Genomic DNA, 22,833 nt, shown 5'->3' on the forward strand with positions numbered 1-22,833 from the left:
CCGACCGCGATGCGTGTCGGCCAGGCTCAGGAGTCCCAGCGTTGTCCAAGTCGTCCACGCCGTTCGAATCTATGCCGCCGCAGGGTGCTGCTTCGGCATCCTCGCCATCTGCCACATCCTCCTCGCCGTCTTCCGGTGCTCCCGATCGTTCCGCGCAGACCGCTGGCGTGCCGGGCTTCGGTGCGCTTGCCGGCGTCAAAGTGCTGGAACTCGGCACGCTCATTGCCGGCCCGTTCGCGGCTCGCATGTTGGGCGAGTTCGGCGCCGAGGTCATCAAGATCGAAGACCCGCAGCATGGCGATCCGCTGCGCAAGTGGCGCAAGCTGCATCCCGACGCAGGGGGAACCTCCCTCTGGTGGGCCGTGCAGGCGCGCAACAAGAAGTCGGTCACGATCAATCTGAAGTCGCCGGAAGGGCAGGCCATCGTGCGCAAGCTCGCGGCGCAGGCCGATATCGTCGTCGAGAATTTCCGGCCCGGACTGCTCGAGCGTTTCGGGTTGGGTTACGAGCAACTCTCCGCCGAGAACCCCGGGCTGGTGATGGTGCGGCTTTCTGGCTATGGCCAGACGGGCCCGTACCGTGACCGTCCCGGTTTCGGTGCGATTGCCGAATCGATGGGTGGGCTACGTCATATCACGGGGTACCCGGAACTGCCGCCGCCGCGCATCGGCATCTCTATCGGCGACTCGATTGCCGCGCTGCATGGTGTGATCGGCGCCATGATGGCCCTGCATCACCGCAACATGAATGGCGGACGAGGGCAGGTCGTCGATGTCGCCTTGTACGAGGCGGTATTCAATCTGATGGAGAGTGTGGTGCCGGAGTACAGCGTGGCGGGCATGGTGCGGGAGCGTACCGGTGCGTCGCTGCCGGGCATCGTGCCGTCGAACACCTATCCGTGCGCGGACGGCATGATCGTCGTCGGTGGCAATAGCGATCCGATTTTCAAACGTCTGATGCACGCTATCGGACGCACCGATCTGGCCGAAGATCCGGGGCTGGCCCATAACGATGGTCGTGTGCCCCGCACGCAGGAGATCGACGAGGCTATCGGTCGGTGGACGCAGGCGCGTTCCATCGACGAGGCACTGGCGGTGCTTCAGGGCGCCGACGTGCCGGCGAGCCGGATCTACACGGTGGCCGATATGTTCAAGGATCCGCAGTTCATCGCGCGTCAGATGATCCAGCGTCATACGTTCCCCGACGGTACGCCGATCGATCTGCCCAACATCTCGCCGAAGCTCTCCGACACGCCCGGCGAGACCCAGTGGCTCGGCCCCGAGCTGGGCGCACACACGGACGAGGTGCTTGGGCAACTGGGTTATGATGCCGGGCAAATCAAAGCATTGCGCGAGAACGGCGTTATCTGAGGCGTCGCTACGCGCAGCACCACGGGGCGCGGTTGTGGCCGCGGTCCGTGAATAAAGCACGTCGAACAAACAAAGAAAGTACGCTGCAACCACGGAGACAACAACACCATGCAAAGACGTCAGTTCGTCACGGCACTGGCCGCTACCGGCCTGATTGGCGCAGGCATTCGCCCCGGCTTCGCGCAAAACAAGCTGGAGAAGACCAAGGTCGCCATCGCGGTCGGGGGTAAGAACCTCTTCTATTACTTGCCCCTCACGATTGCCGAGCGCCTGAATTACTTCAAGGACGAAGGACTCGACGTCGAAATCTCCGACTTTGCTGGCGGTTCGAAAGCCCTGCAGGCGCTTGTCGGCGGCAGTGCCGACGTGGTCTCGGGGGCCTACGAACACACGATTCTGTTGCAGGCGAAGAACCAGTTCATCCGCGCCTTCGTGTTGCAGGGGCGTGCACCGCAGATTGTTTTCGGCGTGTCGAACAAGACGATGCCGAATTACAAGTCGATTGCCGATCTGCGTGGCAAGAAGATCGGTGTGACGGCGCCGGGTTCGTCGACCAACATCATGGCGAACTTCGTGCTGGCCAAGGGCGGCATCAAGCCCAACGAGGTGGCCTTCGTCGGTGTCGGCGCGTCGTCGGGCGCGCTGGCCGCGATCCGTTCGGGCAACATCGACGCGATCGTCAACCTCGACCCGGTGATCACCATGCTCGAGCGCGACAAGGAGATTCGTGTGATCTCGGATACGCGCACGCTCAAGGAAACGGTGTCCGTGTTCGGCGGCAACATGCCGGCCGGTTGCCTCTACACGAACGAATCGTTCATTCAGAAGAATCCGAACACCACGCAAGCACTGACCAATGCCATGGTCCGCGCGCTGCGCTGGCTTCAGACGGCAGGGCAGGCCGACCTCATCAAGACGGTCCCCGATGCTTATCTGCTGGGTGATCGCGCGTTGTACCTCGACGCGTGGAGCCGGGTGAAGGAAGCCATCTCGCCGGACGGGCTGATTCCGGCGGACGGCCCGGCGACTGCGCTGCGCACGTTGCAGGCGTTCGACGAGACCGTCAAGGGCAAGCCGATCGATCTGTCGAAGACGTTCACGAACGAATTCACCAAGAAAGCCGACGCCAAGTACAAATGATGACTGCGCCGGCTCTGAGTTTCGACAGCATTAACTGTACCTTCGTCGCGCGCGACGATCGCGCCAAACGCTATACGGCCGTGGCCGATACGTCGCTCGACATCGCGCCCGGCGAATTCGTCTCCGTCGTCGGGCCGACGGGCTGCGGCAAGTCCACGCTGCTCAACGTGGCCGCGGGTTTGCTGGCGCCGTCGTCCGGATCGGTCAAGGTGTTCGGGGAGCCGCTCAAGGGGATCAACGCCCGGGCCGGCTATATGTTTCAGGCCGAAGCCCTGATGCCCTGGCGCAACGCGATCGACAACGTGACTGCCGGGCTGGAGTTTCGCGGTGTGGCACCGGACGAAGCGAAGGCACGCGGGCACGAGTGGCTCAAGCGTGTCGGGTTGGGCGGTTTCGGCGACCGGTACCCGCATCAACTCTCCGGGGGCATGCGCAAGCGTGTCGCCATGGCGCAGACGCTGATTCTGGATCCGGACATCATCCTGATGGACGAGCCGTTTTCGGCACTCGATATTCAGACGCGTCAGCTCATGGAGAACGAGTTGCTGGAGTTGTGGGCGGCCAAGCGCCGTGCCGTGTTGTTCATCACGCACGATCTGGATGAGGCCATTGCCTTGTCCGATCGCGTCGTGGTGCTCGCGGCCGGGCCGGGTACGCACCCGATCGGAGAGTTTCGGATCGATCTGCCGCGCCCGCGTGACGTAGCGGAAATCCGGAATCATCCCCGCTTCACCGAGTTGCATGCCCAGATATGGGATGTGCTGCGCGAGGAAGTCCTCAAGGGCTACGCACAACAGTTAAAGGCGGTCTGATTCGTCATGTGGCAAATCGCAGGTTTTCTTACCGTCTCGCTAAGCTGGCTCAACTGGCCGGGTTGGCTCGACTGGATGGACTGGTTCGATTTGCCGGACGGCTTTGGCTTGTTCGACTGGCTGGTCTGAGGACTCGGCCTGTCGCTCGTCTGATATTCCCGGAATTCGTTCGTCATGCGTAATCGTTCGTTCATGCGGCACCTGCGGCTGTGGCAATGGCTGCTGCTCGTGGTGGCCTTTCTCGTCTGGTATGTCCTCACGAGTCCCACGCTGCTGCCTGCGTTTTATTTCGACAGCCCGGACAAGGCCGCCTTTTTCTTCGGCGAGCCGCAAAAGGTGCTGCTTCAGATCTGGCAGTGGTTCGTTAGCGGAGAGATCTATCTGCACCTTGGCGTGACCTTGCTCGAAACGATGCTGGCGTTTGCTATCGGCACCGTGCTCGGTCTGGCCGTGGGGTTGTGGCTGGCGCTCTCGCCCAGCGCCGGTGCACTGCTCGACCCGTACATCAAGGCGGCCAACTCGATGCCTCGCGTGATCCTCGCCCCGATCTTCGGCGTGTGGTTCGGGCTTGGCATCTGGTCGAAGGTGGCACTTGGCGTCACGCTGGTGTTCTTCATCGTCTTCTTCAACGTGTATCAGGGCGTGAAGGAAGTCAGCCCGGTGGTGCTCGCCAATGCGCGCATGCTCGGGGCGAACCAACGTCAGTTGCTGCGTCGCGTGTATCTGCCCAGCGCAACCAGTTGGGTGTTCTCGAGCCTGCACAACTCGGTCGGTCTGGCGTTCGTCGGGGCGGTGGTCGGGGAGTACTTGGGCTCGGCGCGCGGTGTGGGTTATCTCATTTTGCAAGCGGAAGGCACGTTCGACATCAATGCTGTCATTGCCGGGGTGTTGATTCTCACCGCGTTCGCACTGGTGCTCGATGGGCTGGTGGGCGTGGTCGAGCGACGTTTGCTCGTCTGGCAGCCGCAAGCCGGAGAAACGGAGAAGATGTAGCGGAATCCGGCGTCACGGCGACGCCGTTCCGTCACGGTGTCGTCGTCGTGACGCTAGCGTGATGACGCAGCGACACGGTTGCGCATGGGGCAGGGCAGAACGCCAAAGTTGGCGGCATGGCGTCATATCGGAGCACCTTTCCTCGGTTACAATTGCCGCATGCGAATCCTGCTCAGCAACGACGATGGGTATCAGGCGCCAGGCCTGGCCGCGCTTTACGAAGCGCTGGCACCGCTTGGCGACATTACCGTGGTGGCGCCCGAACAGAACTGTAGCGGTGCGTCCAATTCCTTGACCCTGCAACGGCCGCTTTCCGTCTTCAAAGCGCCCAACGATTTCACTTTTATCAACGGCACGCCGACCGATTGCGTTCACGTGGCGTTGACCGGCTTGCTCGATCAACGTCCTGATATCGTGGTCTCGGGTATCAACAACGGTCAGAACATGGGCGAAGACACGCTCTATTCGGGGACCGTGGCCGCCGCCACCGAGGGGTTTCTTTTCGGGATCCCTTCGTTCGCGTTCTCTCAGGTCGACAAAGGCTGGGGGCATCTCGATAGCGCGGCACGTGTGGCGCGCGAGGTGGTCGAGCGCTATATGGAGCGGCCGTTGGGCGCGCCGTTCCTGCTGAACGTCAATATTCCCAATTTGCCGTACGAGCGCCTGAAAGGTGCATTGGCGACGCGTCTGGGCAAACGACACCAATCGCAGCCGGTCATCCGTCAGGAAAACCCGCGCGGCGAAGCGATTTACTGGATCGGCCCTGCCGGCGACGCGCGCGATAGCAGCGAAGGCACCGATTTCCACGCCGTGGCGCACGATTACGTCTCGGTCACCCCCTTGCAACTGGATCTCACGCATACCGCACGACTTGGCGTCGTGCACGATTGGCTGGCCAGCGCAGGGGTGGCCCAACGATGACGACACCGCCGAAGCGTTTTCCCCTCCCTCTGGCCGAAGTGATGACCCGTCGGCAGCGCAAGGCGCCGGTGCTCGACAAGTCGTCGCGTGCGAGTCCGGCCGGGGCGCCGCCTGCGGCCATGACGCGCAAGGCGCCGAATGGCACGGCGACATCGGCGAATTCAGGTGCGGGGAAGACGTCGGCGGTAGGTAGTCACAATAGTTTGCGTGCGGCTTCGACGCCGATGGCGGGTGCGTCGGCGCGTCCCGCCGGTGCGCACGCTTCGCACGCGGTGGTGCCCAAAGGGCTGGCGCGCCCGGCGGCGGCGCCACACGCGCAGCCTGCGCCTCATGGTGTGAAAAGTCCGGCAAGGCCGGGCGGTAAGGCGCCAAATGCCACCGTTGTGTCCAAACCGGCCTCTGGTGTGCCTTCGGGCAAAGGTACGGTGCGGCCCACGACTGGTGTGAAAGTGTCGGCCGGGATGTCGTCGGCCGGTGTTTCCCCCGACGGGATCGGTCTGACGTCGGAGCGCGTGCGCGCCCGCATGGCTGAACGCGTGGCGGCCTCGGGCGTCAAACACCCGGGCGTGCTGGCGGCGCTTGCGACCGTGCCCCGTCACGGGTTCGTCGACGCGGCGCTGGCCAATCAGGCTTATGAGGATGCGGCCCTTCCGATCGGTCATGGGCAGACGATTTCGAAGCCGTCCGTGGTCGGGCGCATGATTGAACTGCTGCTCGCCGGCGGGCGTCCGCTGGAGAAGGTGCTGGAGATCGGTACCGGCTGCGGTTATCAGGCGGCAGTGCTGTCCTGTGTCGCGAAGGACGTTTATTCGATCGAACGGGTGCGGCCGCTGCACGAACGTGCGAAAGCCAATCTTCGGCCGTTGCGGGTGCCGAATATCCGTCTGCATTACGGAGACGGGCGACTGGGGCTGCCGGCGGTGGCGCCGTTCGACGGCATTGTGATCGCCGCGGCAGGCCTCGAGATTCCGGATGCACTGGTCGATCAGCTTGCGGTGGGTGCGCGTCTTGTCGCCCCTGTTGGCGGTGAGCAACAAATTTTGACCCTCATCGAGCGCATCGGTGCGCGCCAATGGCGCGAGACGCAGCTTGATAGGGTGTTATTCGTCCCCTTAAAATCGGGCATCATTTGAGCCCGTCGGGCCAATTCTGCGGAGGATTTGAGTGAATTTGCGAGCGGGTTTCCAACAACGCGTCGCCAGTGTCCTGTTGCTGAGCATGCTGGCAGCGTGCGCATCGCGACAAGTCGGCGCACCGGTCGTCGACCGTACCGTAGGCGGTACGACGACCGACAGCAGTGTACCTGGCGCTACCGCGCCCATCGTCGACAACACGCCGGTACCGCCGGGGTTTTACCGGGTCAAGCCGGGTGATCGTCTCTATCGCATTGCGTTGGAGAACGGACAGAATTACCGCGATATCGCGCGCTGGAACAATATCCAGAACCCCGACCAGATTGAAGTCGGTCAGGTGCTGCGCGTGAAGCCGCCTGCGGGCGACACCGGTACGCCGCTGCCGCCGCCGGTGGCCAGCACGCCGGCCTCGACTGGCAATAATGCCGCTGCCGTGCCGCCGGCTGTCGTGACGCCGCCGGCCACCAGTTCGGCTGCTTCGGGGGCGCCGTCGGCAGTGTCCAGCGGTGACTTGCAACTGTCGTGGCCGGCCAAGGGCGACGTGGTGGGCCGCTTCGACGACTCGAAGAACAAGGGGCTGAACATCGGTGGCAGGGTTTCGGATCCGATCTACGCCGCTGGCGCGGGGAAAGTGGTGTACTCGGGGGCCGGCCTTCGCGGGTATGGCAACCTCATCATCATCAAACACGATGCCACCTTCTTGACGGCGTATGCGCACAACAGCAAACTGTTGGTCAAGGAAGGCGACTCCGTGACGCGGGGTCAGAGAATCGCCGAAATGGGCAATTCGGATGCAGATCGTGTCATGCTGCATTTCGAGGTGCGTAAGGACGGTAAGCCTGTGGATCCGATGAAGTATTTGCCGCCTCACTAAATTAGGCAGGGTCGAATGCTCAAGAGAAAGCGTCGTACTTCGCAAGAGGAAGACCTCGCTGCCCCGGAGACCGATCAGGACGTTGACGATCGGCAATCCCGGCAGGAAGAGGACGTGGACGACGCTTTCGACGAGCGCGAGGCGGAGGATGACGACGCCTCGTCATCCGACGGTGAGGCTGGCGAAGAAGGTTCCGGTTCCGGATCGGGCCGCAAGCGCAAGTCCGCCGACGCCGACGACTTCGGCACCGTGCTGCAGGCCGAACTCACGGCCGACACCGTTCAGCACTATCTCAATCGCATCAGTGTCAAACCGCTGCTCACGCCCGCGGAGGAGCTCGATTACTCCACGCGCGCGCAAGCCGGCGAGTTCGCGGCGCGTCAGGTCATGATCGAGCGCAATCTGCGTCTCGTCGTGAGCATCGCCAAGGGCTATCTCAATCGCGGCGTGCCGTTGCTCGATCTGATCGAGGAAGGCAATCTCGGGTTGATGCACGCCATCGAGAAATTCGACCCGGGCCGTGGATTCCGTTTCTCGACGTACGCAACGTGGTGGATTCGGCAGAGTATCGAGCGCGCCATCATGAATCAGGCCCGCACGGTGCGTTTGCCGGTGCACGTCATTCGCGAACTCAATCAGGTGCTGCGGGCCAAGCGTCACCTCGAGAAAAGCGCGGCATACGTCGATGGTGGCGAGCAGCGCGATGCGAGCATCGAGGATATCGCCGATCTCACGGGCAAGACGCCGGAGGAGATCACCGATATCCTGGCGCTCAACGAGCATGTGGCTTCGCTCGATGCGCCGCTCGATATCGACCCGGGTAGCAGCCTGCTGGATCTGCTTTCCGACGATCACAGCGAAGCGCCCGAGCAGGAAGTGCAGCATCGCGAACTGGAAGACCTCATGCGGCTCTGGTTGTCGCGACTGTCGACCAAGCATCGTTATGTCATCGAGCGACGGTTCGGTCTTAACCGAGTGGAACCCGCAACGCTGGAAGAACTGGCCGACGAAATGGGGCTGACCCGCGAGCGCGTGCGGCAGATCCAGCAAGAGGCACTCGTCAAACTCAAGCGCTATTTCGCGTCGAACGGTGTGCGTAAGGACGCCGTGCTCTGACCGGCGAGGCGTGTCGCCCACACCAACGTTTCTCGCCCGCCTGACGATTCATGGCGATGGGTCGCGGTCTGACGGGCCATGAAGGGCCGTGATGGGCGGACGAATCGACGTCGAATGGCGACACCTTCTGATTTTTTCCTCTGAATTTCACTATGTCATCTCCCGTTCTCGTCTTCGATATTGAAACGATTCCCGATGTCGATGGCCTGCGCAAACTTGAGCCTGCGTATGCCGGACTGACGGATGACGCAGTCGCCGAAGCGGCGTTTGCCGCGCGCCGCGAAAAGGTGGGGCATGACTTCCTGCCGTTGCATTTGCAGCGCGTTGCGGCGATCTCCTGTGTCTTTCGCGATCGCGACGGTTTTCGCGTGAAGTCGTTGGGCACGCTGGAGGACGGGGAGGGGGCGCTCGTGTCGGGGTTCTATCGCACGATCGAGAAGTACGCGCCGCAACTCGTGTCCTGGAATGGCGGTGGCTTCGATTTGCCGGTGTTGCACTATCGCGCGATGATCCACGGCATTTCCGCGCCGCGTTATTGGGACATGGGCGAGGACGACCGCGAGTTCAAGTGGAATAACTACATCAGCCGGTATCACCAGCGCCATCTGGATCTGATGGATTTGCTCGCGATGTATCAGGCGCGCGCGAATGCACCGCTCGACGATCTGGCCAAGCTGTGCGGATTCCCGGGCAAGCTCGGCATGGACGGCAGCAAGGTGTGGCAGGCCTATCGCGACGGCAAGCTCGAAGAGATCCGGAATTATTGCGAGACGGACGTGGTGAACACCTATCTGGTGTACTGCCGCTACCAGTTGATGCGCGGTGGATTGCGTCAGGCCGAATACGAGCAGGAGATCGACTTCGTGAGGCGCTCTCTCGAGCAGGAGCCGGCGGCGCACTGGAAGGAATACCTTGGCGCGTGGGGGTGATCCGGGGGGATTTGCCCGTTTTTGCAACGGGCGTGTGCGCCAGCGAAAACCCGACAAACATCCGCCGTGCATAACTCGCGGACGAATCGATTAAAATGCCGGGTTTGCTGTCGCATATGAGAATAAAGACGTGACCCGTTCCTCCCGAAACTCTTCGCGCAATCGGCCTAGCGCCGAGCCCGGCATTATCGATATCGAATCGCTCGACATGGAGGCGCGCGGCGTTGGCCGTACTGCGCCCGAGGGTGAGCCGGACACGCCGGAATTCAAGCCCGGCAAGGTGATCTTCGTCGAAGGCGCACTGCCGGGCGAACGTGTCACGTACCTCAGTTACCGCCGCAAACCCAAGTTCGAGCAAGCCGAGACGATCAGCGTGCTGCGCTCCAGCTCGATGCGCGCCAAACCGCAGTGCCCGCATTTCGGCAAATGCGGCGGCTGCTCGATGCAGCATCTCGAACCGCGTGCCCAGATCGCTATCAAGCAGCGCGTGCTGGAGGATAATCTGGCGCGTCTCGGAAAGGTGAAGGCCGAGGCGATGCTTCGCCCGATTCAGGGGCCGGACTGGGGATACCGTTTCCGGGCGCGCCTCACAGTGCGCTACGTGCCGAAGAAGGGCGGCGTACTGATCGGCTTCCACGAGCGTAAGAGCAGTTACGTGGCCGACATGGATTCATGTGAAGTGCTGCCGCGTCACGTGTCGGACATGCTGGTGCCGTTGCGTCGACTGGTGGAGTCGCTGTCGATTCGTGAGCGTCTGCCACAAATCGAACTGGCCATCGGCGCCGATGTCACGGCGCTCGTCCTGCGAATCCTTGAGCCGCTGACCCCTGCTGACGAAGATATTCTGCGGGCTTTTGCCGACGCGAATCACGTGCAGTTCTGGGTGCAGCCGAAGGGGCCGGATACGGCAGTGCCGTTCTACCCGCTGACGCCGGAGCTTCACTACACGCTGCCGGAATATCAGATCCGCATGCCGTTCAAGCCGACGGACTTCACGCAGGTCAATCACCAGATCAACCGCGTGCTCGTGCATCGGGCGCTGCGCCTGCTCGCGCCGCAGTCGAACGAGCGTGTGCTCGATCTGTTTTGCGGGCTGGGTAACTTCACGTTGCCGCTGGCGCGTCGCGCCGGTACGGTGATGGGCATTGAGGGCAGTACGGCATTGACGGAGCGTGCGCTGGCGAATGCACAGCGCAACGGCGTCGCCGAACGCACGGAATTTGCTTGCCGGAACCTGTTCGACATTACCGCGGAAGATATCCGGGCGCTGGGAGCATTCGATCGCTATCTGATCGATCCGCCGCGTGAGGGGGCGCTGGCCGTCTCGAAGGCGCTTGCAGAGCTGGCGCAACAAGGTTATGAAGGCTTGCCCAAGCGTATCGTGTATGTCTCGTGTAGCCCTGCCACGCTGGCGCGTGACGCGGGCCTGCTGGTGCACGAGGCTGGCTACCGTCTCACGCTCGCGGGTGTCGTCAATATGTTCCCGCACACGTCGCACGTGGAGTCGATGGCCGTTTTCGAACACGAAAGCATTGGTCAGCCGTGGGTGCCGCGTATTCGCGTGTCCGAAGCGTCCGAAGTGACCGGGCGCGATGAAGGCGTAGAAGCCATTGCCGGCGCTGCTGACGGCGAGGGCGTGATCCACGACGCGCCCGAAGCCTGATCTGCGAAGCATGTTCGGGCGCTTCCCGCGGCGCTTAAGGGCGCGGCGCAAAGACGCCGAGCAAAGAAAAAGCCAGCCCCGAAAGGCTGGCTTTTTTGTGTCCGTCGAGCCGACGGATGGCGCCGGAAAACTGGCGCCGTCGCTACGTTCCGCGCTTTAGTTGCGGTTCCCGCCCAGCACGCCAAGAATGGCGAGCAGGTTGGTGAAGATGTTGTACAGGTCGAGGTAAATCGCCAGCGTCGCCGTGACGTAGTTCGTTTCGCCGCCGTTCACCACGCGTTGCACGTCGAAAAGGATGTACGCCGAGAAAATCGCGATGGCGAGCACCGACACCGTCAGCATCAGGGCCGGCAGTTGCAGCCAGATGTTGGCGACCGACGCCAGCAGGATCACGATCACGCCCATGAACAGCCACTTGCCCAGGCCGCTGAAATCGCGCTTGCTGACCGTGGCGACCGACGCCATCACCGTAAAGATCACAGCGGTGCCGCCGAATGCCAGCATGATGAGCGATGCGCCGTTCGAAAAGCCGAGCACGAAGCTCAGCAGGCGCGTGAGCATCAGGCCCATGAAGAACGTGAAGCCCAGCAGCAGGGCGACGCCCACGCCACTATTTTTGAAGCGCTCGATGGCGAACATGAAGCCGAAAGCGATGGCAAGGAACAAGATCACGCTGACCATCGGGCTGCCCGCAAACAGCGCGAAGCCGTACGTCACGCCCAGCCAGGCCCCCGCAATCGTCGGCAGCATCGACAGCGCGAGCAGCCAATACGTATTGCGCAGCCCCTTGTTGCGCCCCTGTGCGGTCGAGACGCCACCCGTCCCGCCGTAGCCGAAGCGTTGGAAATCCTGGTTCATATATTGTGTTCTCCGTGGTCGTTGTGCCTGTTGGCGGGGCCGGCAGGCGCCTCATGACGCATACGATGGCCGGCACTCCTGCCGGCGAATCCCCCGCAGCCGTTGTTCCGGCTTGTCGTCGAAGCTTAAGGATACCCAAAGATATCCGGGAAAGCGCTCGGACGATTCCTGAAATCTCTGGGCAAAAGCCTGAATTTCAATCCACCGTCAGCACCCAAACCCTCCCATTTAGGCAAGGTCTGGGAAGCGCATCCCTGTGTCCACTTCGCGAAAAGCCGGATAGTCCCGGCCGTCCTGCGTTTGAGCGGTACGCGCACTGTAGGTTCCATCCCCATCATAACAGCCTTCGTGCTACAATTACGGGTTCATGTTGGTTATATAACTGCTTAATTTTTTGGAGTTTTTCATGGCAGTCGAACGCACTTTGTCGATTATCAAGCCCGATGCCGTTGCTAAGAACGTGATCGGCCAGATTTACAGCCGCTTCGAAGCCGCAGGCCTGAAGATCGCCGCTGCCAAGCTGGTGCATCTGTCGCGCGCAGAAGCCGAGCAGTTCTACGCTGTTCACAAGGAACGCCCGTTCTTCAAGGACCTGGTCGATTTCATGATCTCGGGCCCGGTGATGATCCAGGCACTGGAAGGTGAAAACGCCATCGCGAAGAACCGCGAACTGATGGGCGCCACCGACCCGAAGAAGGCAGAGAAGGGCACGATCCGCGCTGACTTCGCTGACAGCATCGACGCCAACGCCGTGCACGGTTCGGACGCTGCCGAAACCGCCGCTGTGGAAGTGGCTTTCTTCTTCCCGGGCATGAACGTCTACTCGCGCTAAGCCGCGTATAGTCGCTCAATCGCAGGAAGATACCGAAGGGATGTTGACGGACCAGGGCCATGACCAACCTTACGAATCTGCTTGATTACGATCCGGACGGTCTGGCCGCCTATTGCGGCACGCTCGGCGAAAAGCCGTTCCGTGCGCGCCAGCTCCAGCGTTGGATCCACCAGATGGGAGCCGCCGATTTCGACGGCATGACCGATCTGGCCAAATCGCTTCGCGAGAAGCTGAAGACGCGCGCGAACATCATTGCGCCTGCGGCCATCACCGATCATTTGTCGGCCGATGGCACGCGCAAATGGCTGCTCGACGTAGGCAACGGCAACGCCGTTGAGACCGTCTACATCCCCGAGGAGACGCGTGGCACGCTTTGTGTTTCGTCACAAGCGGGCTGCGCCGTCAATTGCCGGTTCTGTTCGACCGGCAAGCAGGGGTTCTCGCGCAATCTGACGCTCGGCGAAATCATCGGTCAGCTTTGGATGGCCGAATTCGCACTGCGTCGTGACCTCGGGCGCGAGGGCAAGAACGAGCGTGTCATCACCAACGTCGTGATGATGGGCATGGGCGAGCCGCTGCTCAATTTCGACAATGTGGTGGGCGCCATGCGCCTCATGCTCGACGACAATGCCTATGGGCTGTCGCGCCGCCGCGTAACGTTGTCGACGTCGGGGGTGGTGCCGATGATGGACCGTCTGGGGCAGGAACTGCCCGTGGCGCTGGCCGTCTCGCTGCACGCGCCGAACGATGCGCTGCGCGATGTGCTTGTGCCCCTCAACAAAAAATATCCGTTACGCGAGCTGATGGGCGCGTGCGAGCGCTACCTTGAAGTGGCGCCGCGTGACTTCATCACGTTCGAGTATTGCATGCTCGACGGTGTGAACGACACCGAAGCGCATGCGCGCGAGCTCGTCGCCCTGACGCGCGACTTGCCGTGCAAATTCAATCTGATCCCTTTCAATCCGTTCCCTGAGTCCGGTCTGCTGCGATCGAAGGATCCGCAGATCAAGCGTTTCGCGCAGATTCTGCTCGATGCAGGCCTGGTCACGACCGTGCGTAAGACGCGTGGCGATGACATCGACGCCGCCTGTGGCCAGCTGGCCGGCGAAGTGCAGGATCGCACGCGGTTGGCGCAGCGTGGCAAATTCGGGAAAATCGCGGTCGAGGTGCGTACCGTATGACGGGGCGCATGGGCGGGCGTGGACCGTGGCGAGGGCCGTCGGCCCCGCACGCACCATGCCGTCCGTCGGATCAGTCTTGCACTACAGCATTCCTTGCGCGGGACATGTTTCATGCCCCGCGCGATTCCGTCAGTTCCTTGTCGAGTCTTCCGGAGCGTCGCGCAGATCTTCACGTTGCGCGCACGGTGGACGATGCAGCGGGACTGTCGCCAGCATATCCTCAGCCGCTGCGGGCGGCTGCTTACGAACGGGGGCGTATCGATGGATAACCAGAATCAGGCGGATGCAGGCGGACAAGCCGGGGCTCAAGGCCAGGGATTGCCGCAGGGAGCACCTGCCGGATGGGCTGAGCTGGGCGCGCAAGTGGGGGCGCAACTGGCGGCATTGCGCGAGAAGCGCGGCATGTCGGTCGAAGACGTGTCGGCGCGATTGAAAGTCTCCGTGCAGAAGCTCAAGCGTCTTGAAGCTGGCGAGTGGGACGCGTTGCCGGAAATGCCGTTCATTCAGGGTGTGGTGCGTAGCTATGCCCGTATGGTGGGCGGTGATCCCGAGCCGATGATCGAATCGTTGCGCCGTGTTGGCGGAACGCCCCAGGCCGCGATCGAGATTCCGCAGCCGCAGTCGGGGCAGCCGAGCATCCCGAAGAGCCCTGTGCGTTTCCGTTCGCCGGTGGCCGCGTCGCAAGCGAAATGGCCGTGGGCGCTCGCGGCATTGGTGGTGATCGCCGGTGCTGCCTGGTACTTCGGCAATGCCCACAAGGCTGGGCGCGGTGCGACCGAGCCGGCGGAACTGGCCAGCGGTGCGTCGGCCCAAGGCGCGACGGAAGCGGCGGAACCCGCCAGTCAGCCGGTCGTTGCCGATGCAAATGGCACGCCGCCGGGTGCGGATGGTACGAATTCGGCCAACAACGGGAATACGGAAAGTACGGTCAATAACGCGTCGGCCAGTGCGGCCGCCGCGGGGCCTGGCCTGCTTGCCGCGGTCGACCCGACGCACGTGGTCGCCGGGCTGGCCAGCGCTGCTACGGCGCCCGCCGTCACAGCGACGCCGCCGGCCGACGTGAAGGCGTCGAGCGCAGGTGCGCCGGGCAATGGCAAGATTGCGTTGCGCCTGAAGGCAGACAGTTGGGTGGAAGTGCGTTCGAAGGACGGCAAGGTGCTGTTCTCCCAACTGATGCGTGCAGGTGCCGAACAGGAAATTACGGGCGATGCGCCGCTCAAAGTCGTTGTGGGTAACGTCGCGGGCGTCGAATCGCTGGAATTCAACGGTCAACCGGTCGAGATCAAGTCCCGTAATGCGGGCAATGTGGCGCGTCTGACGCTCCAGTAAGACCGAAAGAGGGTAATCATGGCTTCTGTAGAATGCATGCCGATCATCGGTGGTCCGGCACCCCGTCGCAAATCCCGTAAGGTCGGGATTCGTTGGGGCGGCCAGCTTGTGACGGTTGGCGGCGATTCGCCGATTCGCGTGCAATCGATGACCAACACCGACACGGAAGACGTGATCGGTACGGCCATTCAGGTCAAGGAACTCGCGCAAGCAGGTTCGGAACTCGTGCGTATTACGGTGAATACGCCGGAAGCCGCGGCTGCCGTGCCCGAGATTCGCAACCAGCTCGATCGCATGGGCGTGACCGTGCCGCTGGTCGGCGACTTCCATTACAACGGTCATACGTTGCTTGCCGACTATCCGGCATGCGCCGAAGCGTTGTCGAAGTACCGTATCAACCCGGGCAACGTCGGCAAAGGTGCGAAACGCGATACGCAGTTTGCGCAAATGATCGAAATGGCGATCAAGTACGACAAGCCGGTGCGTATTGGTGTGAACTGGGGCAGCCTGGACCAGACGTTGCTCGCTCGCATCATGGACGAGAATGCTTCGCGTGCTACGCCTTGGGATGCACAGAGCGTGATGTACGAAGCCCTCATCACGTCGGCACTGGAATCCGCGGATCTGGCGCAGCGTGTCGGTTTGTCCGCCGACAAGATTCTGCTGTCGTGCAAGGTGAGCGCGGTACAGGATCTGATCGCGGTGTACCGCGAACTGTCCAAGCGCTGCGACTACGCGTTGCACCTCGGGCTGACCGAAGCCGGTATGGGCTCGAAGGGCATCGTCGCCTCGACGGCAGCGTTGTCGGTGCTGTTGCAGGAAGGGATTGGCGACACGATCCGTATTTCGCTGACGCCGGAACCGGGCGGCGCGCGTACGGGCGAAGTTGTGGTGGCGCAGGAAATCCTGCAGACGATGGGCCTGCGCGCGTTCGCGCCGATGGTCATCGCCTGTCCGGGTTGTGGACGCACGACGAGTACCGTGTTCCAGGAACTGGCAGCGAGTATTCAGAAATATCTGCGTGAACAAATGCCGGTGTGGAAGGCTCAATATCCGGGCGTCGAGAACATGAACGTTGCGGTGATGGGCTGCATCGTGAACGGCCCGGGCGAATCGAAGCACGCGAATATCGGTATCAGCTTGCCGGGTTCGGGTGAGTCGCCGGCGGCACCGGTGTTCGTCGACGGCGAGAAGGTGCGCACGCTGCGCGGCGACCATATCGCGGAAGAGTTCCAGCAGATCGTCGACGACTACGTGAAGACCCACTACGGTGAGGCCGAAGGCGTCGTTGCCGCGTAAGTCGGGCATTCAAGTCGGCATTCAAGCCGGCATTTGGGCTGGACGCCGGCAGCATGCAGGCAGAACACAAGAGAATATGACTGACGCAAAGAAGAATCGCCTCGCCAAACTGGCCGGGGTCAAAGGCATGAACGATATCCTCCCGCAGGACGAAGCCCTGTGGGAGTTTTTCGAGGAATCCGTGCGCGCCATGCTGCGCGCCTATGGCTACCAACAGATCCGTACGCCGATTCTCGAGCATACGCAGTTGTTCACGCGCGGCATCGGTGAGGTGACCGACATCGTCGAGAAGGAGATGTACAGCTTCACCGACTCGCTCAACGGCGAGCAACTGACGATGCGCCCGGAAGGCACCGCAGCGGCCGTTCGTGCGACGCTCGAACACAACCTGCTGTACGGCGGCCCGAAACGCCTGTGGTACTTCGGCCCGATGTTCCGTCACGAGAAGCCGCAACGCGGCCGCTATCGTCAGTTCCATCAGGTCGGTGTGGAAGCACTCGGTCTGGCGGGGCCGGACGCCGACGTCGAAATCATTCTGATGTGCCAGCGTCTGTGGGACGATCTCGGTCTGACCGGTATCCACCTGCAACTCAATTCCCTGGGGCAGGGCGAAGAGCGTGCGCGTCATCGTGCCGATCTGATCGCTTACCTCGAGAAGCACGTCGATCTGCTGGATGAAGACGGCAAGCGTCGCCTTTACACGAACCCGCTGCGCGTGCTCGACACGAAGAACCCGGCAATGCAGGAGATGGTCGAAGGAGCGCCGAAGCTCATCGATTACCTCGGCGAAGCGTCCATCAAGCACTTTGAGGGCGTGCAGTCGCTGCTCAAGGCAAACAACATTCCGTTCACGATCAATCCGCGTCTGGTGCGTGGTCTGGATTATTACAATCTGACCGTGTTCGAGTGGGTGACCGACAAGCTGGGTGCGCAGGGCACGGTGGCCGGTGGCGGCCGTTACGATCCGCTCATCGAACAACTGGGTGGTGACGCCACGCCGGCATGCGGCTGGGCGATGGGCGTCGAACGTATTCTCGAACTGCTGCGCGAAGACGATCTCGTGCCGCAGGCCGAAGGTGCCGATGTCTACGTCGTGCATCAGGGGGAATCGGCGGTGGCGCCGGCGCTGATCGCTGCGGAACGCATGCGCGACGCGGGCTTGAACGTGGTGTTCCACTGCAGCCCGGATGGCAATGGCAGCAGCTTCAAGTCGCAGATGAAGCGCGCAAATGCGAGCGGTGCGAATTTCGCGGTCATTATCGGTGAGAACGAAGTGGCTTCGGGCACTGCCGAAGTCAAGCATCTGCGTGCCGCCGAGCAGACGAACAATCAGACGAGCGTGCCGTTCGACGGGCTCGCCGAGTATCTGATCGACGCTATCGTCGCCAGTGCGGACGAAAGCGTGAACGAAAGCCTGGGCGAAGACGGTCCGGGCAACGAAACCCTTCATTAATTCACGACGCCAGACACGGAGAATACCGGCGAATGAGCAGCTATCACGAGGAACAGGAACAGATCGAGAACGTAAAGGCCTGGTGGAAGCAGTACGGCAATTACGTTATCTGGACGCTCGTCGTCATCATGCTCGCCTATGGCGGCTGGAATCTGTGGCGCTATTACGAGCGTAAGCAGACGGTGGAAGCCGGTGTGCTGTATGGCGAGCTGGAAACCGCCATCGACGCGAAGGACAAGGCGAAGGTCACGCGTATCGCGTCCGATATGGAGAGCAAGTTCAGCGGTACGCCGTATGCGCAAATGACGGCACTGCTCGCCGCCAAGACGCTGGCGGATGCTGGCGATGCGGCAGGTGCAAAGGCGCAACTGCAATGGGCCGTGTCGAATGCCAAGGACGACGAGTACAAGCAACTCGCCAAACTGCGTCTGGCGGGGGTGTTGCTCGACGAGAAGGCGTATGACGAGGCGCTCAAGCTACTGGACAATCCGCCGGCGCCGTACGCTGGCGTGTTTGCCGACCGTCGCGGCGACGTGCTCGTCGCGCAGAGCAAAGTGGCCGACGCTCGTACGGCTTACAAGCTCGCGCTCGACAAGCTCGACAAGCAGGACTCGGGCATGCGCCAGTTTGTTCAGTTCAAGCTCGACGCGCTGGGGGCCTGACGCGCGTCGGCAATCCGTTGGCAAGTATTACCCTCCCATAACGCATAACCGGGTACATGATGATCCTTAACGACTTCCGTCGATCGATGCCGCAAACGATGGCTACGTCTCAGTCTGCACAGGTTAGCCTGGCGGCCTCGTCGCGCCGGGGCATTTTCAAGCGTGCGGGCACTGCGGTGCTGACGCTGGCCGTACTCGGCACGCTGGGTGGTTGCGGACTCTTCGGCAGCAAGCCCGCGCATGAACCGACGCCCCTCACGGAGATCAAGCAAGCGTTGACCGTCAAGCAGATCTGGACGGCGAGCGTTGGCAAGGCCGGTGCTTACAGCTTCGCGCCGGTGGCCGTTGGCAACGCCGTGTTCGCGGCAGGTGCAAACGGCAGCATCGTACGTGTGGATGCGGAAACGGGCGCTTCGAACTGGTCCGCCAAGGCCGATACGGACATTACGGCCGGGCCGGGCAGCGATGGTGAGACGACCGTCGTGGCCACGCACAAGGGCGACGTGATCGCGTTCGACCACGACGGCAAGCCGGCATGGAAGGCAAACGCGGGCAGCGAAGTCCTCACTGCACCGCTGGTCGGGCGGGGGCTGGTGGTGGTGCGTGCCATCAACAACCGCGTCACGGCGTTCGACTCGGGCACCGGTTCGGTGCGCTGGTCGTACTCGCAGCCGTCGACGACGTTGACGCTGCGCACGGGTACCGGCATGACGTTCCTGGGCGATCGTTCGGTCATTACCGGTTTCCCCGGCGGCAAACTGGTCGCACTCGACGCCAATACGGGCAACCCCCAGTGGATCACGCCGCTCTCGTATCCGAAGGGTGTGACCGAGGTCGAGCGTGTGAATGACGTGACGGGCGCGCCGGTCGTGTTCGGTCGTCAGGTGTGTGGCGCGACGTTCCAGGGTCGTGTGGGATGTGCCGACGTGCAGACCGGCAACGGCCTGTGGGCGCGTGATTTCTCGTCGCCGAATGGTGTGACGCAGGATGAGCGGGTGGTGGCGGCTGTCAATACCGATGGCGCCGTCTACGCGTTCAACGCTGCCGATGGCAGTACACTGTGGCAGAACGACAAGCTCAAGTACCGCGATCTGTCGGCGCCGTTGGCGCTCGGCCGTGTCGTGGTCGTGGGCGACAAGCAGGGCTATCTGCATTTCCTGTCGCGGGACAACGGTGAGTTCCTCGCCCGCGTCAAGCTGAGCGGCGCCATCAGTGCGCAGCCGGTCATTGCCGGCCAGACACTGGTCGTGCAAACCCGCGATGGCAATATTTATGGCTTCCGTCCGGAATAACCGGTAACCGGCAAGCACCCGGGCATTTTCCGGGAACGGCCGGCAGCGCGCCGGCCGTCTTCGTTTTTAGGGCTTATTCATGAAACCCGTGATCGCGCTCGTAGGGCGCCCCAACGTCGGCAAATCGACGCTATTCAACCGTTTGACCCGCTCGCGCGACGCGCTCGTCGCCGACATGCCCGGGCTCACGCGCGACCGTCACTATGGCGAGGGGCGCGTTGGCGAGCATCCGTATCTGGTGATCGATACCGGTGGCTTTGAGCCCGTGGCCAAGGAAGGCATTTTCCACGAAATGGCCAAGCAGACGCGGCAGGCCGTGGTCGAAGCCGACGTGGTGATCTATATCGTCGACGGCCGTCAGGGCCTCACGCCGCAAGATCAGATCATCGCCGACTACCTGCGCAAGACGGGGCGCAAGATCATGCTCGTGGTCAACAAGGCCGAGGGCATGAAGTACACCACGGTGGCGAACGACTTCTACGAGCTGGGTCTCGGCGACCCGCTGGCGATTTCGGCCGCCCACGGCGATGGCGTGAAGGAAGTCATCGACGAGGCGATTGCGCCGTTCTACGCCAACCCGGATGAAAGCGAAGACGACGGCAAGAACGACGGGCGCGTCAAGATCGCCATCGTTGGGCGTCCGAACGTCGGTAAGTCGACGCTGGTCAACACGCTGCTCGGCGAAGAGCGCGTGATCGCCTTCGACATGCCCGGCACTACGCGCGATTCGATTCATATCGATTTCGAGCGTCAGGGCAAGAACTACACGTTGATCGATACGGCGGGTCTGCGTCGTCGCGGAAAAGTCTTCGAGGCGATCGAGAAATTCTCGGTTGTGAAAACGCTGCAATCGATCGCGGATGCGAACGTCGTGATCCTCATGCTCGATGCCCGTCAGGACATCTCGGACCAGGACGCGCACATCGCGGGCTTCATTCTGGAGTCCGGCCGTGCCGTGGTCGTGGGCGTGAACAAGTGGGATGGCCTGGACGAGTACACGCGTGAGCAGGCGAAGCAGGAACTTGAGCGAAAGCTCAAATTCCTCGGTTTTGCGAACTTCCACTTCATTTCGGCCGTAAAGGCGACGGGTATTGGCCCGTTGATGCGCTCGGTGGACGAAGCGTACGCAGCGGCGATGAGCAAGCTGCCGACGCCGAAGCTGACCAAGGCGCTCATTGAGGCCGTGGAACACCAGCAACCGCGCCGCTCGGGCTTCTCGCGTCCCAAGTTGCGCTACGCACACCAAGGGGGCTCGAACCCCCCGATCATCGTCATCCACGGGAATAGTCTGGATGGTGTGACCGATAGCTATCGCCGCTATCTCGAGAACCGTTTCCGCGAAACTTTTAAGTTGAAGGGCACTCCATTACGCATAGAGTTCCGCAACAGCGCGAACCCTTACGCCAAGGGCGAGTGAAAGCCAGTCCGGGGCGGGGTTTTGCTGGCGACGCTAGCAAAATCGGCTATAGTGTGGAAGTCAGGGTGGGAAGCGCGCACACGCCCTGGCTTACGGTCATTTGCTAAAAATACAATGGAGTAACTTATGAGCAACAAAGGGCAACTTCTACAAGACCCGTTTCTGAACGCCTTGCGTAAGGAGCATGTTCCCGTCTCGATCTATCTGGTCAACGGTATCAAGCTGCAGGGAAACATCGAGTCGTTCGACCAGTATGTCGTCCTGCTGCGCAACACGGTCACCCAAATGGTCTACAAGCACGCCATTTCGACGGTCGTTCCTGCGCGTCCGGTGAATTTCCATCCGGAAGCCGAGCAGTCCTGATTCAGGCTCGCCCGACCGGGAGTCTCTCCGGCCGGGCGAATTTATCTTCCCCGCCGCCCGCTCTTGTCCAACAGTCCCAATACCCATTCCCAGCGTAGCTTGACCACCAACGCCGCGCTCGTCGGCATCGATTTCGGCAAACTCGATTTCGAAGCCAGTCTCCAGGAACTCGACCTTCTGACGCAATCCGCAGGCGCGACGCCTGTCGTGACCATTACAGGTCGTCGCCACAGCCCCGATGCCAAATTATTCATCGGCAGCGGTAAAGCTGAAGAGCTGCGCGAAGCCATTGCCGAATTCGACGTCGACCTGGTGATTTTCAATCACGCACTGACACCCGGTCAGCAGCGTAACCTCGAACACCTTCTGCAACGCCGTGTGGTCGACCGTACTAGCTTGATTCTCGATATCTTTGCCCAACGCGCGAAGAGTCATGAGGGCAAGTTGCAGGTCGAACTCGCGCAGTTGCAGTATTTATCTACGCGTCTGGTGCGCGCCTGGACTCACTTGGAACGCCAGAAGGGCGGTATCGGTCTGCGGGGGCCGGGTGAGACGCAGCTGGAAACCGACCGTCGTCTGCTGGGCGAGCGTGTGAAGTCGCTCAAGGTCCGGCTCGAAAAGCTCCAGCGCCAGCACGACACGCAGCGCCGCGCTCGTCAGCGCAGCGGCACGATGTCGATTTCGCTCGTGGGCTATACCAACGCAGGCAAATCCACGCTGTTCAATGCGATGACGAAGGCCAATGCCTACGCCGCCGACCAGTTGTTTGCCACGCTCGATACGACCTCTCGTCGCGTTTATCTTGGCGATGTCGGGAACATCGTGCTGTCTGATACTGTCGGATTCATCCGCGAGTTGCCGCACCAATTGGTCGCGGCGTTCCGGGCGACGCTTGAGGAGACGGTGCACGCCGACATGCTGCTGCATGTGGTGGATGCGTCGAGTCAGGTGCGCAAGGAGCAAATGGCCGAGGTCAATGCCGTTCTGGCGGAGATCGATGCGGCCGACATCCCGCAGATTCTCGTCTGGAACAAGATCGACGCAGTACCGGAACTGGCGGCACAAGGGCCGAGAATCGAGCGGGACGAAGACGGGCGCATTACGCGTGTCTTTTTGAGCGCGCGTACTGGCCAGGGTCTGGACCTGCTACGCGAGGCCATCAGCGAGGCGGTTGTGGCCGGCACTGGTGGGTTACA

At 62.0% G+C, this 22,833-nt stretch carries 20 protein-coding genes and 2 pseudogenes; 21 read left to right on the top strand and 1 reads right to left on the bottom strand.

Features of this window, described 5'->3' with window-relative positions:
* The first annotated feature begins 71 nt into the window (after window positions 1-71).
* From A9762_RS27615 to rlmD, 11 genes and pseudogenes are all read left to right on the top strand, one after another.
* Window positions 72-1,370 (top strand): CaiB/BaiF CoA-transferase family protein, encoded by a 1,299-nt coding sequence (locus A9762_RS27615; protein WP_083254345.1) that lies wholly within the window; start codon window positions 72-74, stop codon window positions 1,368-1,370.
* A 108-nt stretch (window positions 1,371-1,478) separates the two neighbouring features.
* Complete coding sequence (locus tag A9762_RS27620) at window positions 1,479-2,510, top strand: ABC transporter substrate-binding protein (RefSeq protein WP_069345134.1); 1,032 nt, start codon at window positions 1,479-1,481, stop codon at window positions 2,508-2,510.
* Window positions 2,510-3,322 (top strand): ABC transporter ATP-binding protein, encoded by an 813-nt coding sequence (locus A9762_RS27625; protein ID WP_069345181.1) that lies wholly within the window; start codon window positions 2,510-2,512, stop codon window positions 3,320-3,322. Before A9762_RS27620 ends, A9762_RS27625 begins: the two co-directional genes overlap by 1 nt.
* Window positions 3,323-3,328: 6 nt before the next feature.
* The gene (locus tag A9762_RS29310) at window positions 3,329-3,451 is read left to right on the top strand and encodes a hypothetical protein (RefSeq protein WP_256388795.1); all 123 of its coding nucleotides are present in this window, start codon (window positions 3,329-3,331) and stop codon (window positions 3,449-3,451) included.
* Window positions 3,452-3,496: 45 nt separating this feature from the next.
* Window positions 3,497-4,315, top strand: coding sequence for an ABC transporter permease (locus A9762_RS27630; RefSeq protein ID WP_069345135.1), 819 nt, complete (start codon window positions 3,497-3,499; stop codon window positions 4,313-4,315).
* A 159-nt stretch (window positions 4,316-4,474) separates the two neighbouring features.
* Window positions 4,475-5,236, top strand: a complete 762-nt coding sequence (surE, locus tag A9762_RS27635) for a 5'/3'-nucleotidase SurE (RefSeq protein WP_069345136.1) — start codon at window positions 4,475-4,477, stop codon at window positions 5,234-5,236.
* A complete protein-coding gene (locus A9762_RS27640; RefSeq protein WP_069345137.1) occupies window positions 5,233-6,369 on the top strand; it encodes a protein-L-isoaspartate(D-aspartate) O-methyltransferase in 1,137 nt (378 codons plus the stop codon). The genes surE and A9762_RS27640 overlap by 4 nt, the downstream gene beginning before the upstream one ends.
* 85 nt (window positions 6,370-6,454) lie before the next feature.
* Window positions 6,455-7,243 carry a peptidoglycan DD-metalloendopeptidase family protein gene (locus tag A9762_RS27645; RefSeq protein ID WP_083254346.1) on the top strand — a complete coding sequence of 263 codons (789 nt, stop codon included), beginning with the start codon at window positions 6,455-6,457 and terminating at the stop codon, window positions 7,241-7,243.
* Between the two features lie 15 nt (window positions 7,244-7,258).
* A complete protein-coding gene (rpoS, locus tag A9762_RS27650) occupies window positions 7,259-8,359 on the top strand; it encodes an RNA polymerase sigma factor RpoS (protein WP_069345139.1) in 1,101 nt (366 codons plus the stop codon).
* Window positions 8,360-8,511: 152 nt separating this feature from the next.
* Entirely contained in the window at window positions 8,512-9,288 is a 777-nt protein-coding gene (locus A9762_RS27655) for a 3'-5' exonuclease (protein ID WP_069345140.1), read from the top strand.
* 130 nt (window positions 9,289-9,418) lie between these two features.
* Window positions 9,419-10,816 (top strand): annotated as a pseudogene (rlmD, locus tag A9762_RS27660) (23S rRNA (uracil(1939)-C(5))-methyltransferase RlmD); the annotation flags it as partial.
* Between the two features lie 291 nt (window positions 10,817-11,107).
* Here rlmD and A9762_RS27665 read toward each other — a convergent pair.
* Complete coding sequence (locus A9762_RS27665) at window positions 11,108-11,809, bottom strand: Bax inhibitor-1/YccA family protein (protein ID WP_069345142.1); 702 nt, start codon at window positions 11,807-11,809, stop codon at window positions 11,108-11,110.
* A gap of 406 nt (window positions 11,810-12,215) precedes the next feature.
* Here A9762_RS27665 and ndk point away from each other — a divergent pair, with 406 nt between their 5' ends.
* From ndk to hflX, 10 genes and pseudogenes are all read left to right on the top strand, one after another.
* Window positions 12,216-12,641 (top strand): nucleoside-diphosphate kinase, encoded by a 426-nt coding sequence (gene ndk, locus A9762_RS27670; RefSeq protein ID WP_039399079.1) that lies wholly within the window; start codon window positions 12,216-12,218, stop codon window positions 12,639-12,641.
* A gap of 59 nt (window positions 12,642-12,700) precedes the next feature.
* Window positions 12,701-13,822 (top strand): 23S rRNA (adenine(2503)-C(2))-methyltransferase RlmN, encoded by a 1,122-nt coding sequence (rlmN, locus tag A9762_RS27675; RefSeq protein WP_069345143.1) that lies wholly within the window; start codon window positions 12,701-12,703, stop codon window positions 13,820-13,822.
* Window positions 13,823-14,083: 261 nt separating this feature from the next.
* A complete protein-coding gene (locus tag A9762_RS27680; RefSeq protein ID WP_170836347.1) occupies window positions 14,084-15,151 on the top strand; it encodes a RodZ domain-containing protein in 1,068 nt (355 codons plus the stop codon).
* A gap of 18 nt (window positions 15,152-15,169) precedes the next feature.
* Complete coding sequence (gene ispG, locus A9762_RS27685; protein ID WP_069345144.1) at window positions 15,170-16,450, top strand: flavodoxin-dependent (E)-4-hydroxy-3-methylbut-2-enyl-diphosphate synthase; 1,281 nt, start codon at window positions 15,170-15,172, stop codon at window positions 16,448-16,450.
* A 76-nt stretch (window positions 16,451-16,526) separates the two neighbouring features.
* Window positions 16,527-17,903: a histidine--tRNA ligase gene (gene hisS, locus A9762_RS27690; RefSeq protein ID WP_069345145.1), complete on the top strand. Its 1,377-nt coding sequence runs from the start codon at window positions 16,527-16,529 to the stop codon at window positions 17,901-17,903.
* A 32-nt stretch (window positions 17,904-17,935) separates the two neighbouring features.
* The gene (locus A9762_RS27695) at window positions 17,936-18,565 is read left to right on the top strand and encodes a tetratricopeptide repeat protein (RefSeq protein WP_069345146.1); all 630 of its coding nucleotides are present in this window, start codon (window positions 17,936-17,938) and stop codon (window positions 18,563-18,565) included.
* A 98-nt stretch (window positions 18,566-18,663) separates the two neighbouring features.
* The gene (gene bamB / locus A9762_RS27700) at window positions 18,664-19,857 is read left to right on the top strand and encodes an outer membrane protein assembly factor BamB (protein WP_069345183.1); all 1,194 of its coding nucleotides are present in this window, start codon (window positions 18,664-18,666) and stop codon (window positions 19,855-19,857) included.
* Window positions 19,858-19,936: 79 nt separating this feature from the next.
* Window positions 19,937-21,274, top strand: coding sequence for a ribosome biogenesis GTPase Der (gene der, locus A9762_RS27705; protein ID WP_069345147.1), 1,338 nt, complete (start codon window positions 19,937-19,939; stop codon window positions 21,272-21,274).
* Window positions 21,275-21,400: 126 nt separating this feature from the next.
* Complete coding sequence (gene hfq, locus A9762_RS27710; RefSeq protein WP_010807283.1) at window positions 21,401-21,637, top strand: RNA chaperone Hfq; 237 nt, start codon at window positions 21,401-21,403, stop codon at window positions 21,635-21,637.
* A gap of 99 nt (window positions 21,638-21,736) precedes the next feature.
* Window positions 21,737-22,816: pseudogene (hflX, locus tag A9762_RS27715) on the top strand (GTPase HflX); the annotation flags it as partial.
* Window positions 22,817-22,833 lie beyond the last annotated feature (17 nt).

The sequence above is a fragment of the Pandoraea sp. ISTKB genome, from assembly GCF_001721285.1.
Taxonomy (GTDB): Bacteria; Pseudomonadota; Gammaproteobacteria; order Burkholderiales; family Burkholderiaceae; genus Pandoraea; species Pandoraea capi.